General features: G+C 66.2%; 18 protein-coding genes. 10 read left to right on the plus strand and 8 right to left on the minus strand.

Annotated elements, in window-relative coordinates:
• Positions 1-11: 11 nt before the first annotated feature.
• Positions 12-962 carry a homoserine kinase gene (locus tag ABWY06_RS15750; protein ID WP_353926501.1) on the plus strand — a complete coding sequence of 317 codons (951 nt, stop codon included), beginning with the start codon at positions 12-14 and terminating at the stop codon, positions 960-962.
• Positions 963-984: 22 nt separating this feature from the next.
• On the opposite strand, the gene ABWY06_RS15755 is transcribed toward ABWY06_RS15750, so the two are convergent.
• Entirely contained in the window at positions 985-1,980 is a 996-nt protein-coding gene (locus ABWY06_RS15755) for a zinc ABC transporter substrate-binding protein (RefSeq protein ID WP_502948210.1), read from the minus strand.
• An 81-nt stretch (positions 1,981-2,061) separates the two neighbouring features.
• On the opposite strand from ABWY06_RS15755, the gene zur reads away from it, so the two are divergent.
• The 4 genes from zur (at position 2,062) to ABWY06_RS15775 (ending at position 4,949) form a co-directional block, all read left to right on the plus strand.
• Positions 2,062-2,547 (plus strand): zinc uptake transcriptional repressor Zur, encoded by a 486-nt coding sequence (gene zur, locus ABWY06_RS15760; RefSeq protein ID WP_353926613.1) that lies wholly within the window; start codon positions 2,062-2,064, stop codon positions 2,545-2,547.
• Positions 2,544-3,353, plus strand: a complete 810-nt coding sequence (gene znuC / locus ABWY06_RS15765) for a zinc ABC transporter ATP-binding protein ZnuC (RefSeq protein WP_353926502.1) — start codon at positions 2,544-2,546, stop codon at positions 3,351-3,353. The genes zur and znuC overlap by 4 nt, the downstream gene beginning before the upstream one ends.
• Entirely contained in the window at positions 3,346-4,134 is a 789-nt protein-coding gene (gene znuB, locus ABWY06_RS15770; protein WP_353926503.1) for a zinc ABC transporter permease subunit ZnuB, read from the plus strand. The genes znuC and znuB overlap by 8 nt, the downstream gene beginning before the upstream one ends.
• 110 nt (positions 4,135-4,244) lie before the next feature.
• On the plus strand, positions 4,245-4,949 hold the full coding sequence (locus tag ABWY06_RS15775) for a hypothetical protein (RefSeq protein ID WP_353926504.1): 705 nt from the start codon (positions 4,245-4,247) through the stop codon (positions 4,947-4,949).
• Positions 4,950-4,996: 47 nt separating this feature from the next.
• Here the strand turns inward: ABWY06_RS15775 and katE are convergent, their stop codons facing one another.
• Positions 4,997-7,144: a catalase HPII gene (katE, locus tag ABWY06_RS15780; protein WP_353926505.1), complete on the minus strand. Its 2,148-nt coding sequence runs from the start codon at positions 7,142-7,144 to the stop codon at positions 4,997-4,999.
• 296 nt (positions 7,145-7,440) lie between these two features.
• On the opposite strand from katE, the gene ABWY06_RS15785 reads away from it, so the two are divergent.
• The 3 genes from ABWY06_RS15785 to ABWY06_RS15795 all read left to right on the plus strand — a co-directional run bounded on the left by ABWY06_RS15785 (position 7,441) and on the right by ABWY06_RS15795 (position 9,976).
• Complete coding sequence (locus ABWY06_RS15785) at positions 7,441-8,448, plus strand: methionine ABC transporter ATP-binding protein (RefSeq protein WP_353926506.1); 1,008 nt, start codon at positions 7,441-7,443, stop codon at positions 8,446-8,448.
• Positions 8,448-9,122, plus strand: a complete 675-nt coding sequence (locus ABWY06_RS15790) for a methionine ABC transporter permease (RefSeq protein WP_353926614.1) — start codon at positions 8,448-8,450, stop codon at positions 9,120-9,122. The genes ABWY06_RS15785 and ABWY06_RS15790 overlap by 1 nt, the downstream gene beginning before the upstream one ends.
• A gap of 62 nt (positions 9,123-9,184) precedes the next feature.
• Positions 9,185-9,976, plus strand: coding sequence for a MetQ/NlpA family ABC transporter substrate-binding protein (locus tag ABWY06_RS15795; RefSeq protein WP_353926507.1), 792 nt, complete (start codon positions 9,185-9,187; stop codon positions 9,974-9,976).
• A 42-nt stretch (positions 9,977-10,018) separates the two neighbouring features.
• Here the strand turns inward: ABWY06_RS15795 and ABWY06_RS15800 are convergent, their stop codons facing one another.
• Positions 10,019-10,888, minus strand: a complete 870-nt coding sequence (locus ABWY06_RS15800) for a LysR family transcriptional regulator (protein ID WP_353926615.1) — start codon at positions 10,886-10,888, stop codon at positions 10,019-10,021.
• A 108-nt stretch (positions 10,889-10,996) separates the two neighbouring features.
• Between ABWY06_RS15800 and ABWY06_RS15805 the strand changes: the two genes are divergently transcribed.
• Positions 10,997-11,422, plus strand: coding sequence for a VOC family protein (locus ABWY06_RS15805; RefSeq protein ID WP_353926508.1), 426 nt, complete (start codon positions 10,997-10,999; stop codon positions 11,420-11,422).
• A 56-nt stretch (positions 11,423-11,478) separates the two neighbouring features.
• Here ABWY06_RS15805 and ABWY06_RS15810 read toward each other — a convergent pair whose 3' ends face one another.
• From ABWY06_RS15810 to ABWY06_RS15830, 5 genes are all read right to left on the minus strand, one after another.
• Positions 11,479-12,114: an SCO family protein gene (locus ABWY06_RS15810; RefSeq protein ID WP_353926509.1), complete on the minus strand. Its 636-nt coding sequence runs from the start codon at positions 12,112-12,114 to the stop codon at positions 11,479-11,481.
• 12 nt (positions 12,115-12,126) lie between these two features.
• Entirely contained in the window at positions 12,127-13,026 is a 900-nt protein-coding gene (gene cyoE, locus ABWY06_RS15815; protein ID WP_353926510.1) for a heme o synthase, read from the minus strand.
• 69 nt (positions 13,027-13,095) lie between these two features.
• On the minus strand, positions 13,096-14,139 hold the full coding sequence (locus tag ABWY06_RS15820; RefSeq protein ID WP_353926511.1) for a COX15/CtaA family protein: 1,044 nt from the start codon (positions 14,137-14,139) through the stop codon (positions 13,096-13,098).
• Between the two features lie 9 nt (positions 14,140-14,148).
• Positions 14,149-14,730, minus strand: a complete 582-nt coding sequence (locus tag ABWY06_RS15825; RefSeq protein ID WP_353926512.1) for a PA_0111/PP_0108 family redox-active disulfide protein — start codon at positions 14,728-14,730, stop codon at positions 14,149-14,151.
• Positions 14,727-15,461 carry an SURF1 family protein gene (locus ABWY06_RS15830; protein ID WP_353926513.1) on the minus strand — a complete coding sequence of 245 codons (735 nt, stop codon included), beginning with the start codon at positions 15,459-15,461 and terminating at the stop codon, positions 14,727-14,729. The genes ABWY06_RS15825 and ABWY06_RS15830 overlap by 4 nt, the downstream gene beginning before the upstream one ends.
• Positions 15,462-15,532: 71 nt before the next feature.
• Here ABWY06_RS15830 and ABWY06_RS15835 point away from each other — a divergent pair, with 71 nt between their 5' ends.
• Positions 15,533-15,736, plus strand: coding sequence for a twin transmembrane helix small protein (locus ABWY06_RS15835; protein WP_353926514.1), 204 nt, complete (start codon positions 15,533-15,535; stop codon positions 15,734-15,736).

Below are 15,736 nucleotides of genomic sequence, written 5' to 3' on the forward strand. Positions count from 1 at the left end.
GCAGTCCTGACATGTCGGTATTCACCCCCCTCGAGCGTTCCGAGCTGGACGTCTTTCTCGCGCCTTATGGCCTCGGTCGTCTGCTGGATTTTCAGGGCATTGCCGCCGGCAGCGAGAACAGCAATTTTTTCATCAGCATGGCCCAGGGCGAGTTCGTCCTGACCCTGATCGAGCGCGGCCCCAGTGCCGACCTGCCGTTTTTCATCGAGCTGCTGGACGTGCTGCATCAAGCCGGGCTGCCCGTGCCTTACGCACTGCGCACCGCGGGGGGTGAAGCCCTGCGTGAACTGGCCGGCAAACCGGCGCTGCTGCAACCGCGCCTGGCAGGCAAACACATCAGCCAGCCCAACGCTCACCACTGCGCCGAAGTCGGTACGCTGCTGGCGCGCCTGCACGTGGCGACCCGTGGTCAGGTGCTGGAGCGCAAAAGCGACCGTGGCCTGGACTGGATGCTCAGCGAAGGTCCGACCCAGGCGTTGCACCTGCCGGAGCGGGCCTTGTCGATGCTGCGCGAGGCCTTGAGCGAAATCGCCGAGCTGAAACCGCGGCTGCTGAACCTGCCGCGGGCCAACCTGCACGCCGACCTGTTTCGCGACAATGTGTTGTTCGACGGCCCGCACCTGGCCGGCCTGATCGACTTCTACAACGCCTGTTCCGGGCCGATGCTCTACGACCTGGCCATCGCCCTCAACGATTGGTGCTCGGACCCCAGCGGCGCCCTGGACCCGGCACGGGCGCGCGCCCTGCTGGGGGCCTACGCCAGCCTGCGGCCCTTTACCGCGGCGGAAGCCGAGCTGTGGCCGGCGATGCTGCGCATCGCCTGCGTGCGGTTCTGGCTGTCGCGCCTGATCGCCGCCGCGGCCTTCGCCGGCCAAGACGTGCTGATCCATGATCCGGGTGAGTTCGAGCGACGCCTGGCGCAGCGCCAGCAGGTCGGCCTGCAGCTGCCGTTTGCCTTTTAGGGTCGCCCGAGCACCGAGCCGGCTATTGGGCCGGCACTGGCAAGGCATCCAGACAACCCGCCAAGTCATTGCCCAGGCGCTCCAGCAGCTGCTCGTAGCCGCTGGCCGACACCTCGATCGGGCCGCCCATGGCATCCAGCTCGGCCAGGCGCACGGGTAGGCCCGCGGTCAGGGTGTCGGCCAACCGTGGGCGCAGGGGCGGCTCGCTGAACACGCAGGAGGCCCCGGTCTGCTGCAGCCGGGCGCGCATTTCGGCAACGTGGCGGGCACCGGGCTGCACCTCGGCGGCGACGCTGAAGACCCCGCGGTGCTCGAGCCCGTAAGCCGCCTCGAAATAATCATAGGCCTGGTGAAAGACGAAATAGGGACGGGCGGCGACCCCGCCCAGACGCTCTTGCAAGCGCGCGTCCAGGCCGGTCAGGCGCGCGTCGAAGGCCTGCCGGTTGGCCTGGTAGCGGGCGGCATTGGCCGGATCGAGCGTCGCCAGGTCGCTGGCCATGCGCGCAGCGATGACCCGTGCATTGGCCGGCGCCAACCACAGGTGCGCGTCCAGGGTGCCGGGGCGGTGGTCGTGATCGTGCTCGTCGGCCGCCGTGGCGCCGGAGGCATCAGCGGCCTGGGCCGGCTCGGCATGAGCCGCCCCGGCGTGGCCCTCGCCGAAATGCCGCAGGTGCAAACCCGGCAGCGCCTGCACGGCCAGGGTCGGCCCGCTGCGACCTTGCAACACCCGCGGCAGGAAGCCTTCCAGGTCCGGGCCGATCCAATACACCAGGTCCGCCTCGCGGGTCCGCCGCACATCCGACGGGCGCAGCGCATAGTGGTGCGGCGAGGCGCCCGGCGGCAGCAACACTTCGGGCTGGCCTATACCCTCCTGCACCGCCGCCGCGATCAATTGCAGCGGCTTGATGCTGGTCAGCAGGCGCACCTCGGCCGCCGACACAGGCGCCGTCGCGCCCAGCAGCAGCGCCAGCAGCGTGAAACGAAGAGACAGGCCGGGGCGCGAAAAAAGAGGGGACACGGTCGGCACTCGGGGTGGCGGGAAAGAGTAATATAATAACGTCTCTTACCCAACTCGTCGCCGCCCATGCCCAGCCTGCCGATGTCCGATACGCCCCTGGCCTCTCGCCCCCACGACCATTCGCATTGCGTCAGCAGCGCCCTGGCCGAAGCCGACCTGCTCTGCGGCCGCCAAGGCCTGCGCCTGACCGCACTGCGCCGGCGGGTGCTGGAACTGGTCTGGCTCAGCCACAAGCCACTGGGGGCCTACGACATCCTCGCGGTCCTGAGCGAAGCCGACGGGCGCCGCGCGGCGCCGCCGACCGTCTACCGGGCGTTGGATTTCCTGCTGGACAACGGCCTGGTCCATCGGATCGCCTCGCTCAACGCCTTTGTCGGCTGCAGCCACCCGCAGCACGCGCATCAGGGGCAGTTCCTGATCTGCCGCAGCTGCCATGCGGCCATCGAGCTGGAGCAGCTGTCGATCAGCCAGGCGATAGTCGAGAGTGCCCGGGGCGTGGGGTTCAGCGTCGAGGGCCAGACCGTCGAAGTGGTGGGGCTGTGCGCCGGCTGCCGGGAGGCCGGATGAGCCAGACCCTGATCCAACTGCAGGGAGTGGGGGTGCGGATCGCCGGCCAGGCGGTGCTGCAGGACGTGCAATTGAGCGTGCAACCCGGGCAGATCGTCACCCTGATCGGCCCCAATGGCGCCGGCAAGACCACCCTGGTAAGGGCGGTGCTCGGTCTGCTCAAGGTGGACACCGGCAGCGTCTGGCGCAAGCCCAAGCTGCGCGTCGGCTATATGCCGCAAAAGCTCCATGTCGACCCGACCCTGCCGCTCTCGGTGCTGCGCTTTCTGCGCCTGGTACCCTCGGTGGACCGCACCCGGGCCTTGAGCGCCCTGGCCGAGGTCGGTGCCGCGCAGGTGATCGACAGCCCGCTGCAGGGCATCTCTGGTGGCGAACTGCAGCGGGTGCTGCTGGCCCGCGCGCTGCTGCGCGAACCGGAACTGCTGGTGCTGGACGAGCCGGTGCAGGGGGTCGACGTCAGTGGCCAGGCCGAGCTCTATCGCTTGATCACCCGGCTGCGTGATCGCCACGGCTGCGGGGTGCTGATGGTCTCCCACGACCTGCACCTGGTGATGAGCACCACCGATCAGGTGGTCTGCCTGAACCGCCACGTCTGCTGCTCCGGGCACCCCGAACAGGTCAGCGGCGACCCGGCCTTCGTCGAGCTGTTCGGTCAGGATGCCAAGGCCCTGGCGGTCTATCACCACCGTCATGACCACGAACACGACCTGCATGGGCAGGTCCTGCCGGACGCCCCCGCGGCAGGTCTGCGCATCCACGGCGCGGTACAGCCGCATGTGCACGGGGACGACTGCAAGCATGCCTGACTTTCTGCTCAATGCCTTGCTCGCCGGCCTGGCGCTGGCCCTGGTTGGCGGCCCCCTGGGTTCCTTCGTGGTCTGGCGGCGCATGGCCTATTTCGGCGACACCCTGTCCCATGCCGCGCTGCTGGGCGTGGCCCTGGGCCTGTTGCTCGACGTCAACCCGACCCTGGCGGTGACCGTCGGCTGCGTGCTGCTGGCCGTGTTGCTGGTAACCCTGCAAACCCGCCAGCCGCTGGCATCGGACACCCTGCTGGGCATCCTCGCGCACAGCACCCTGTCGCTCGGCCTGGTGGTGCTGAGTTTTATGCAGGAGGTGCGCGTCGACCTGATGGCCTACCTGTTCGGCGACCTGCTGGCCGTGGGACCGACCGACCTGGCCTGGATCCTCGGTGGCAGCCTGCTGGTACTGACCAGCCTGGTGCTGCTGTGGCGCCCCTTGCTGGCGATCACCGTGCACGAGGAACTGGCCCGGGTCGAGGGCTTGCCCGTGGCCGCGCTGCGCCTGGGGCTGATGCTGCTGATCGCGGTGGTGATCGCCGTGGCGATGAAAATCGTCGGCGTGCTGTTGATCACCTCGCTGCTGATCATTCCCGCCGCCGCTGCGCAGCGCCACGCCCGCACCCCCGAACAGATGGCCGTGGGCGCCAGCCTGCTGGGGCTGCTGGCGGTCTGTGGCGGACTGAGCCTGTCCTGGTTCAAGGACACCCCGGCGGGGCCGTCGATCGTGGTCAGCGCCGCCGCCTTGTTCCTGTTGAGTTTCACCCTGCCGCGGCGCAGCCGCTGATGCCAGCCCTCCCGACACGTGCGCCGCGTCACACTGGCGTGGCCGCGTCGCTGGTGGTGCCCGGGGACGCGTTATAGACTCGGACTCCCCCAGGACCGAGACCCGCCGCCATGCCGCTGCCCTTTCGCCGCCTCGCCTACCTGGTGCTGCCGTTGCTGCTCGTGGCCTGCCAGCATGCGCCTCCGGCCGCGACCCCGGCGCCCGTCGACCCGATCGTGCAGGACTTGCAAGCTTTCGAACAGCTGCTGCAGGCCGGACAGCTGACGGAGGCTCAGGTCCAGTTGGAGAGCCTGCAGCAACAGCGCCCGAATGAGCCGCGCCTGGAGGGCTCTCGCCGGCAACTGGCCGAGGCCTATCTGTTGCAGGGCGAAGCCTTCCTGCGCCAGGGCCAGCGCAAGGCTGCAGCCGGCGCCTTCGCCCAGGCCCGACGTTGGCTGCCGGTGGTCGCCAGCAGCGCGCCGACGAGCCCGGCAAAACCCCCTGTAGTCATCGCGAAAAAAGAGCAGCCGGTGACGGCCAGCCCGGCCAAGGCCCGGGTGATCAATCCGGCCGCCGCCAGCAGCGCGGTCGCCCTGCCGATGCTCGACAGCCGCGACAACAAGAGCCTGCGCACCCTGCTCGATGCGGTCGCCGCCGACGTGGTGCGCTATCGCTGCGCGGTGCATATCGAAGTGCGCGAGTCCAAGGATTACCCCTGGGTCGCCGCGCTGCTCTCGGCTCGGGTGAAAAAACTGCAACCGGGCTTTATCCTGGCGCTGAGCTCGAAGATCGACCCGAACCGGGCGCCGCGTCTGCTGCTTAGCCCCGCGCTTTAACCGGCAGGCCGAGGGGACGGGCCCGAAACAGGCCCACCCCTTGTGCATCAGGCCGGTACGGCGTCCGCCAGCGGCTGACGGGCCCAGATGCGGTGCTGGGCCATGGCGGCGAAGAAATCGCCGACCAGGGTCTTTAACGCCGGCGCGCTGGCCACCAGCAGCCCGGCGTCGCAGCTGAGCTTGAGCAGGTCGATCAATTGCTTGCCTTCGCCCACCACGGCAATTGGCTTGAGGTGTTTGTAGGCCTCCAGCAGGTAATGCAGCGCCACGCCGGAGCCGCTCAGGGCCCGTACGCTAGCCGCCCCACCCGGTACGAACACCGCGTCGAAGGCAATTGACGGCAGGCCCTCCTGGCTGGCGTCCACGGCCAGCGACTGGCCCTGGGCGGTGGTGACCGGCGCCGAGGTCGGACCCAGCACCTTGGCCTGTGCGCCCTGCAGCTGCAGCTGCGCCTGGAGAAAACTGACCGCGTCGCCGTCCACGCCGTTGGCGACCAGGATGGCCACCTTACGCGACTTGATATGGCCCTTGAGTTTGCTCGCCAGGCTCAGCGACGGCGCCTGCTCCAGGCGCGCCTTGGGCGACGCCTGCGGGGCGGCCGTCGGTGCGGGCAGGCCGAGGTTGGCTGCTACCTGACGCGCCAGGTCCGGGTCGATGTGCGCGAGGATTTCGTTGACCTGGCGTTCGCGAATCGCCACCCGCTCGACCTTGCCCAGCTCGAAACTGTAGGCCGCGACGACATGGGCCTGTTCCGCCGCGCTCAGGCTGGTATAGAACAGCCTGGCCTGGGAGAAATGATCGGCGAAGGACGGGCTGCGCTGGCGAATCTTGGTGCCGTCGACCCGCTCCGGATAACTCTCGAAGCCGCCATTGGCCGCCGCGGGCGGCGTTTCCTGGGGCCAGCCGCCATCGATGGAATTGGGCTCGTAGGACGTCCGGCCCTTGTGCAGGGTTTGCCGGTGCATGGCGTCGCGCTGGTTATTGTGGAAGGGGCACACCGGGCGGTTGATCGGGATTTCGTGGAAATTCGGCCCGCCCAGGCGGCTGATCTGCGTGTCGGTGTAGGAAAACAGGCGGCCCTGCAGCAAGGGATCGTTGGAGAAATCGATGCCGGGCACGATATGCCCGGGGTGGAAGGCCACCTGCTCGGTTTCGGCAAAGAAGTTGTCCGGGTTGCGGTTCAGGGTCAACTTGCCCAGCAACTGCACCGGCACCAGCTCCTCGGGCACCAGCTTGGTCGGGTCGAGCAAATCGAAGTCGAAACTGTGCTCGTCGGCTTCCTCTATAACCTGCACGCCCAGTTCGAACTCCGGGTAGTCACCGCGCTCGATGGCGTCCCACAGGTCGCGGCGATGGAAGTCCGGGTCCTTGCCAGCGAGCTTCTGCGCCTCGTCCCAGACCAGGGAATACGCACCGCCCACCGGTTTCCAGTGGAACTTGACGAAACGCCCCTGGCCCTCCGCATTGACGAAGCGGAAGGTGTGCACGCCAAACCCCTCCATGGCCCGCAAGCTGCGGGGCAAGGCGCGGTCGGACATGGTCCACAGCACCATATGGGCGCTTTCAGGCACCAGCGAGACGAAATCCCAGAAGGTATCGTGGGCCGAGCCGCCGGTGGGCACTTCATTGTGCGGTTCGGGTTTGACCGCATGCACGAAGTCCGGAAACTTCATGGCATCCTGGATGAAAAACACCGGCATGTTATTGCCCACCAGGTCGAAGTTGCCTTCATCGGTATAGAACTTCACGGCGAAGCCACGCACGTCGCGCACGGTATCGGCCGAACCGCGCGGGCCCTGCACGGTGGAAAACCGCACAAACACCGGCGTCTCCTTGGACGGGTCCTGGAGAAAGCCGGCCTTGGTCAGCTGGCCATGGCACTCGTAACTCTGGAACACACCATGGGCCGCCGTGCCGCGGGCGTGCACGATACGTTCGGGAATGCGCTCATGGTCGAAGTGAGTGATCTTCTCGCGCATGATAAAATCTTCGAGCAACGACGGGCCGCGCACGCCGGCTTTAAGACTGTTCTGGTTGTCGGCGATCTTGACCCCTTGGTTGGTGGTCAACGCCTGTTCAGTGGCATCCGAGCGAAAGGCGTCCAGGCTGTCGAGCTTGGCATTCTGGTTGCGCCGGTCCAGGGTATCGGTACCTGCCAGCTGACTGTCCTGCGGGGCATTTTTCTTCGTGGCCATCGGTGCACAACTCCTCATTCTTCAGCGCTCGGCTGAAACAGCTGGCGGCTGGTTACGGGCTCCGGCACGGCACCGGCAGCCCCTGCGGTTACCTGGTTAATGACTGGGCGCGCCGAAAGCCGTTCCGTTTATTTGAACGTCCTGAGCCCCGGGAGCCGTAGCAAAAGCGCTTATGCTTATTACCGATCGATCTTAGTAAACATAAATAAGTACTAAGTCTGTCTAAAAAGACAGGCTAAAATGCGCGCCGGCCCATCGCCACCTCTTTAAAACCGCGCCTCACAAAGGTTCGCTTCGTGATCGAGTTCCTGAACGTCCATAAGACCTACCGCGTTGCCGGACGGGACATTCCTGCCTTGCACCCCACCACCCTGCAGATCGAGGCAGGCCAGGTCTTTGGCCTGATCGGCCACTCGGGGGCCGGCAAGAGCACGCTGCTGCGCCTGATCAATCGACTGGAGCCGGCCAGTGGCGGACAGATCCGGGTCGATGGCGAGGAGGTGACGGCCCTGGACGCCAGCGGATTGCGGCGTTTCCGTCAGCAGGTCGGGATGATTTTTCAGCACTTCAACCTGCTGGCGTCCAAGACCGTGGCCGACAACGTCGCCTTGCCGCTGAAACTGGCCGGTGAGCTGTCGCGCCGCGACATCGACCTGCGGGTGGCCGAGCTGCTGGCGCGGGTCGGGCTGAGCGACCACGCGCGCAAGTACCCGGCGCAGCTGTCCGGCGGCCAGAAGCAGCGTGTCGGCATCGCCCGGGCGCTGGCGACCCAGCCGAAGATCCTGCTGTGCGACGAGGCCACCAGTGCCCTGGATCCGCAGACCACCGCCTCGGTGCTGCAACTGCTGGCCGAGATCAACCGTGAGTTGAAGCTGACCATAGTGCTGATCACCCATGAGATGGACGTGATCCGCCGAGTCTGCGACCGCGTGGCGGTGATGGACGCTGGCGTCATAGTCGAAGAGGGGCCGGTGGCGGATGTTTTCCTGCACCCGCAACACCCGACCACCAAACGTTTCGTTCAGGAAGCCGAGCAGATCGACGAAGCGGAACAGCGCGACGATTTCGCCCATGTGCCGGGGCGCATCCTGCGCCTGACCTTCCAGGGCCAGGCCACCTACGCCCCGTTGCTGGGCACCGTGGCCCGTGACACCGGCGTCGATTACAGCATCCTGGCCGGGCGTATCGACCGGATCAAGGACATTCCCTACGGCCAGTTGACCCTGGCCCTGACCGGTGGCGATTTCGCCGCGGCCCTGGCGCGCTTCGACGCCGCCGACGTGCACGTGGAGGTGCTGCGGTGATCGACAGTCTGCTGGCCTTTTTCGCCAATATCGACGGCCAGGAGATCTGGCTGGCGACCCTCGACACCCTGCTGATGCTCGGCGGTTCGCTGCTGTTCACCGTGCTGCTGGGCCTGCCGCTGGGCGTGCTGCTGTTTCTCACCAGCCCGCGCCAGCTGCTCGAGCAACGCGGCCTGTACGCCCTGCTCTCGCTGCTGGTCAACGTGCTGCGCTCGCTGCCCTTTATCATCCTGCTGATCGTGATGATTCCCTTCACGGTGCTGCTGACGGGCACCTCGCTGGGCGTTGCCGGTGCCATTCCGCCGCTGGTGGTCGGGGCCACCCCCTTCTTTGCCCGCCTGGTGGAAACCGCGCTGCGTGAAGTGGACCGCGGGATCATCGAGGCGACCCAGGCCATGGGCGCCAGCACCCGGCAGATCATCCTCAATGCGCTGCTGCCCGAGGCCCGCCCGGGCATCCTGGCCGCGATCACCGTCACCGCCATCACCCTGGTGTCCTACACGGCCATGGCCGGTGTGGTCGGCGCCGGCGGCCTCGGCGACCTGGCAATCCGCTTCGGCTATCAGCGCTTCCAGACCGACGTGATGCTGGTGACCGTAGTCCTGCTGCTGATCCTGGTGCAGATACTGCAAAGCATCGGTGACCGCCTGGTGGTGCACTTTTCCCGCAAATGACCGCACGTTTCCGTCCCCTGACCCGGCCGCCGCGGCGTTGCCGACCTTGCTAGGAGCATTTTATGAACTACCTGAAAAACACCCGGCAACTGCTGCTCGCCTGCGCCGCACTGGTCAGCTTCTCCAGCCAGGCCGCCGAGTCGCTGAGCGTCGCCGCCACCGCCGTGCCCCACGCGGAGATTCTCGAGTTCATCAAGCCGGCACTGGCCAAGGATGGCGTCGAGCTGAACATCAAGGTCTTTACCGACTATGTGCAGCCCAACGTGCAGGTGGCGGAAAAGCGCCTGGACGCCAACTTCTTCCAGCACCAGCCGTACCTCGATGAGTTCAACAAGGGCCGCGGTACCGCCCTGGTCGCCGTGGCCGGCGTGCACGTCGAACCCTTCGGCGCCTACTCGAGCAAGGTCAAGTCCCTGACCGAACTGCCCGAAGGCGCCAGCGTGGTCATCCCCAACGACGCCACCAACGGCGGTCGAGCCCTGCTGCTGCTGCAAAAGGCCGGCCTGATCACCCTCAAGGACGCCGGCAATATCCTCTCCACCCCCAAGGACATCGCCAGCAACCCGAAATCGATCAAGGTTCGTGAGCTGGAAGCGGCGACCCTGCCGCGGGTACTGGGCCAGGTCGACCTGGCGCTGATCAACACCAACTACGCCCTGGAAGCCAAGCTCAACCCGACCCAGGACGCCCTGCTGATCGAAGGCAGCGACTCGCCCTACGTCAATATTCTGGTGGCGCGCCCGGACAACAAGGACGCACCGGCCATGCAAAAACTGGCCAAGGCCCTGAACAGCCCGGAAGTGAAAGCCTTTATCCTGGAAAAATACCAGGGCGCGGTTGTGCCGGCGTTCTAAGCGCCACGCTCCGCTGAAAAACCCGCGCCTGGCGCGGGTTTTTTATGCCGCTGCGGTGGAACCGCGCAGGCAATCGAGCAACGCATCCAGCGCCGGTTGACGTTGCGAGCGACGCAGCACCGCCACCAGCTCGCGGTGAAAGGTCAGCTCACCCAATGGCAGGATGCGCAGCTGGGTCGGGCGCTGCCGCCACAATCCCGCCAGCGGTACCAGGGACACGCCCAGGCCGCATTCGACCATGCGCACCAGCGCCTCCAGCTCGTCGAGTTCCAGGGCATCCCGGACCTCGATGCCCTGCTGGCGCAGGAACTGGCTGACCCGCCGCCCGCCAAAGGAGCGCCGGTCGTAGCGCACAAAGGGCTGCTCGGCGAGCAACGCCAAGGGGTCCTCGCCGGGAATATCCAGGGGCGCGATCAGCACGAAGGGTTCGCTGGCCAACGACACCTGCAACAGGTCCTTGGGCAGTTCGAACGGTGGCTTGATCAGCAGGGCCAGGTCCAGCTCACCGGCATCCAGCTGGCTAAGCAGGTCCAGCGACACACCGGGCACCAGCTTGATCTCGATAAGGGGCGCCAGCGCGCGAAACGCCGGCAGGGCGTCCGGCAGCAAGCCGGTCTGCAGGGTGGCGATGGCGCCGATGCGCAATTGGCCGCGCCACTCGGCCACGGCGCTGGGCAGCGCCATCTGCCCATACAAGGCGAGGATCTGCTGGGCCAGCGGCAGCGCGTGACGTCCCGCCGCGTTCAACACCGCGGCGCGTCCGCTGCGGTCGAACAGCCGGACCCCGAGGTCCTGCTCCAGGCCGCGGATCTGGGCGCTGACCGCCGATTGGCTGAGGCCCACCTGCTGACCCGCGGCGGCAAAGGTGCCATGGCGGGCGACGGCGACCAGGGTCTTGAGTTCACGCAGCACGATCACCTCACTCATTCAAAAATCGGGAGCTCGGCGCTTATTTTATTCGCTTTAAAGCAAAAATTCCGTCTCTACACTACCCATTCACCGATCTCGCTGGAGCCGTCCATGTCCGTCTCGCCGTTTCACCTGGCCATCCCCGTCCATGACCTCGCCGCCGCCCGGCATTTTTATGGGGAGGTCTTCGGGTGCGCCGAAGGGCGCAGCAGCGCGCTGTGGGTCGACTTCGACTTTTTCGGCCACCAGTTGGTGATTCACTACCAGGCCAGGGCCGCCGAAAGCGTTCCGCTGCACAGCAACCCGGTCGACGGGCACGATGTGCCGGTGCCGCATTTTGGCGTGGTGCTGCCCTGGTCGGAGTGGGAAACCCTGGCCGCGCGGCTGCAGGCTCGCCAGACCGCCTTTGTGATCGAGCCGCATATCCGCTTCAAGGGCCAGGTGGGTGAACAGGCCACCCTGTTCCTGCTCGACCCCTGCGGCAACGCCCTGGAGTTCAAGGCGTTCCGCGATATCGGCCAGCTGTTCGCCAAGTAGCTGGGCTGGGGGCGCCAGGGCGGCCCCTACTGGAGGCCCCACCGGCGCGTCCTGGTTTAGCCTTCCCGTTTGAACACGCCGGGCAACTGCGCGGCGAGTTTTTCGTTATTGAAGGGCGCACGGATAAAACCACGCTGGGTGCCATCCGGGCCGATCAGCACCAGGTTGCCGCTGTGGTCCACCGTGTAGTTTTCCTTGCTGGTGTCGGCCGGTATATACGGAATGCTCACCCCATTAGCCAGCTTCTGCAGGCGCTCCTCGGGCCCGGTCAGGCCTTGAAACTCCGCATCGAAGTAGCCCAGGTACTGCTTGAGCTGCTGCGGCGTGTCCCGGTGTGGATCGACGCTGACCAGCACCATCTGCAACTGGCCGCGGGCGTCCTCAGGCAGCTGGCCCTTGAGCTGGCGCAGTTGGGCGAGGGTGGTCGGGCAGATGTCCGGGCAGAAGGTGTAGCCGAAGAACAGCAGGCTCCATTTACCCTTCAACTGATCGACCGCCACCGTCTGGCCGTCCTGATTGGTCAGGCTCAGTTCGGGCAGCTTGCGGCTCTGCGGCAACAGCACGATACCGGCGTCCAACAGCGCGGTCGGATCACCCTGGCCCTTGCCGTTCAGGACCTTGTTGACGGTCAGGCCCAAGACCAGGGCGACTATGCCCAGCAGGATGAAAACGGTTTTATGGGTACGGGTCATAAGCTCGCTAACTTAGAGGTTCAAGAGCAGGTAGTGGTCCGCCAGCAAGGCGATAAACAACAGGAACAGGTACCAGATACTGTACTTGAAGGTGTTGATCGCCGCGTGCGGCCGGCTGTCACGGTACAACACCCAGGCCCATTGCAGAAAGCGCCCCCCCAGCACCAGGGCGCAGCCGAGGTAGAGCAGGCCACTCATATGGATCACATAGGGCATCAGGCTCACGGCCAGCAGCACGAAGGTGTACAGCAGGATATGCACCTTGGTGTAGTGCTCGCCATGGGTCACCGGCAACATAGGAATATCCGCCTTGGCGTACTCCGCCTTGCGGTGGATCGCCAGGGCCCAGAAATGCGGCGGGGTCCAGGCGAAGATGATCAGCACCAAGAGCAGCGGTTCGGCGCTTATATGCCCGGTCACGGCGACCCAGCCGAGCAGGGGCGGGGCAGCGCCAGCCAAGCCACCGATCACGATGTTCTGTGGCGTGGCGCGCTTGAGAAAGCCGGTGTAGAGCACCGCATAGCCCAACAACGAGGCCAGGGTCAGCCAGGCGGTCAGCGGGTTGGTAAAGGCCAGCAGCATCAGCAGACCGGCACAGGCCAGCACAGCGGCGAAGCCCAGCGCCGCGACGGGCGAGACTCGGCCCTCGGCCAGCGGGCGTTTATGGGTGCGCGCCATCACCGCGTCGATCCGCCGATCCACCACATGATTGACCGCCGCCGCTGCGCCGGCGCAGAAGGCGATCCCGAGGTTACCGAACAGCAACACCTGCCAGGCCACCCCGGCGCGGGTGGCGAGAAACATGCCGACCAGCGAGGTGATCAGCATCAGCACCACCACCTTGGGCTTGGTCAGCTCCAGGTAGTCACGCCAGAGGGCTTGCGGTTGCGCGGCACTGAGTAGAGTGGCCATGGCGTCTCTCCTTCATTGTTGTCAGGGCATTCACGAGGGCAGCGGTCGCAACCGCAGGCCCTCGGTCGATCAATAATCCTGTACCTGAGCCGATCCCTTCCAGGCACCGGCCTCATCCGCCAACACCGGGCGCGGTGACGCCCGCAGGCGGTAGTTGACCAGCACCAGCACCAGTAGTAGCAGGGCGCCGCCCGCGTTATGCGCCACCGCCACTGCCAACGGCAGGTGCAGTACCACGTTGCTGATCCCCAGGCTGACCTGCACGCCCAGGGCAGCGACCAGCAGCAGGGCCAGCCGCGCGGCACCCGCGGCGCGCAATCGCCAGGCCAGCAGCAACAGCACCAGGGTCACGGCCACCGCGCCGAGGCGATGGGTCATATGGATGGCGGTGCGGGCATCGCTGTCGAGCTGACCGCCGAGGTAATTGGGGCCGATATGCTGGGTCAGGTGGAAGCCGTTGGCGAAGTCCATGGCCGGCCACCACTGGCCATGACAGGTCGGCACGTCGATACAGGCCACCGCCGCGTAATTGGAGCTGACCCAGCCGCCCAAGGTGACCTGCAGCACCACCAGCAGCAGCGCCGCAGCGCCCAGCGCCCGCAAGCGCGGAGCGGCCGTCGGCAGTCGGGCCACGGCGCCGGACAGCCGCAGGCTCAGCAGAAACAACAGCGCCAGGGTGGTGAAGCCACCCAGCAAGTGCGCGGTCACCACCTGCGGCCACAGTTTCAGGGTCACCGTCCACATGCCGAACGCCGCCTGGGCAATGACCACGCCCACCAGCAGCAACGGCAACTTCAGCGGTTGCCCGGCCTGGCGTCGGTGTTTCAAGGCCAACGCCGCCAGCCCGACGATCACAAGCCCCAGGGTACCGGCGAAATAGCGGTGAACCATCTCGTTCCAGCCCTTTTGCGCTTCCACCGGCGCCTCGGGAAAATTCGCCTCGGCATGGGCCAGTTGCGACTCGCTCTTGGGCACGCCGATAAAGCCGTAGCAACCCGGCCAATCGGGGCAGCCCAGGCCCGCATGGGTCAGACGGGTGTAGGCGCCAAGCAGCACCACCACCACCGCCAGCAGGGTGGCGAACTGGGCCAGGCGATAACCAGGTTTGCGCATCGTTGCTCCTTAGCCGATCTGCGACAGTTTGAGGAGATGACGGAGGTCGTTGAGCACCGCCTTGCCCATGACGGTGGCGTCGTAGCGCAGCACCAGGTTGCCGTGCGGGTCGACTATCCACAGTTGTGCACCGGCGGCTGGCCCCGCGACCTTGCCGTAAGCCTCCGGGTTCAGGGTGTAACGACCCAGCTGTGGGTATTCGCGCTGCAGGCGCTGGTCATGCTCTTGCGCCAATGGCTGCGCCACGGCCAGGCCATGGGTGGCCCGCGACGCGTCACGGTTCAAGCCGATCTGGATCTGCCGCGCCAGGTAGATCAACTGCTGGCAATCTTCGGCACAGGCTTGCGGCGCGGTGACCAGCACTTGCCAACGAGTCTCGTCGGCGCCCTGCACGCCCAGGTCGTCGCGGCTCTGCCCGGTACCGATCAACTCGCCATGGTAGTTGCGGCTGTCCGGGACCCAGAAACGCCACTGGTACATGGCGGTGGCCAGCAGCATCGGCCCTATCACCACCAGCAAGATCAGGATCAGCTGCCAGCGGCCGCGACCGCGTGACGGGGGCGCCTGTTCCAGGCTCAGCGTTGTATTCATGACAGCTCTCCTGCGGACTGTTGCACGCGTTTTTCCTTGTAGGTATGCCAGCTCAGGTAGACAAACAGGCCCGCCAGCGCCAGCGCCAGGGCAAACCACTGCACGGCATAACCCAGGTGTTTTTCCGGGCCCATGGCCACCACCGGCCAGTCGACCAGGAAGGATGCCGGACCGGCGTCCAGGCGCAGCTCATAGGGCAGGCCGCCGCGACCCAGCTGTTGCCAGAGCAGCGGCGCCTCGATACGGGTGACCAGCCGCGGCCACTCGCTGGCGACCGGATCCAGCTGCAATTGGAAAACCGTGCCCGGCGGCACATAGGCCCAAGCGGTCAGCGTGAGAGACGCCTCCGGCGTGACGAAGCTGACCGGCGTGCGCCGGTCCGGCCAGGGTAACCAACCGCGGTTGACCAGTACCCAGAGACCACTGGCCTGGTCGTAAAACGGCTGCAGCAGTTCCACCCCGACCCGCCCGGCGCGGGTTCGGTTATCCAACAGTAGGCTGTGGTTGGCATCGAAATGACCTTGCAGACGCACCCGCCGATAGGCCGGGTCCGCTTGCTGCTCCAGCTCGGCGACCGCCAGCGGCGCCGCGCTGCGGCGCGCGTCGAAACTGGCCAGCAGTGCGGTTTTTTCATCGGCACGCTGCAACTGCCAGAGCCCAAGACCGATCAGCAGCGGCAACAGCAACGCCACCACCAGGGTCGGCCACCAGCCCGGCAGAAAATCCCTCATCGAGAGCCCCCGGTCATGGCAGGCCTGCTGTCTATACTGCATCGCATACCCCCATTTCCCCGGAGTCACGCATGCTCAAGGCAGCGATTGTTATCCTACTGCTGGCCACAGTGGCCAGCTTGTTCAGCGGCCTGTTCTTCCTGGTCAAGGACGAGGGCCAGACTTCACGCGTGCTCAATGCATTGACCATCCGGGTCAGCCTGACCGCCGCCACCGTCGCGCTGCTGGCCTACGGTTTCTACAGCGGCCAGCTGGTCTCCCAGGTCAGCTGGTAA

The organism is Pseudomonas sp., from assembly GCF_040514055.1.
Lineage (GTDB): Bacteria > Pseudomonadota > Gammaproteobacteria > Pseudomonadales > Pseudomonadaceae > Aquipseudomonas.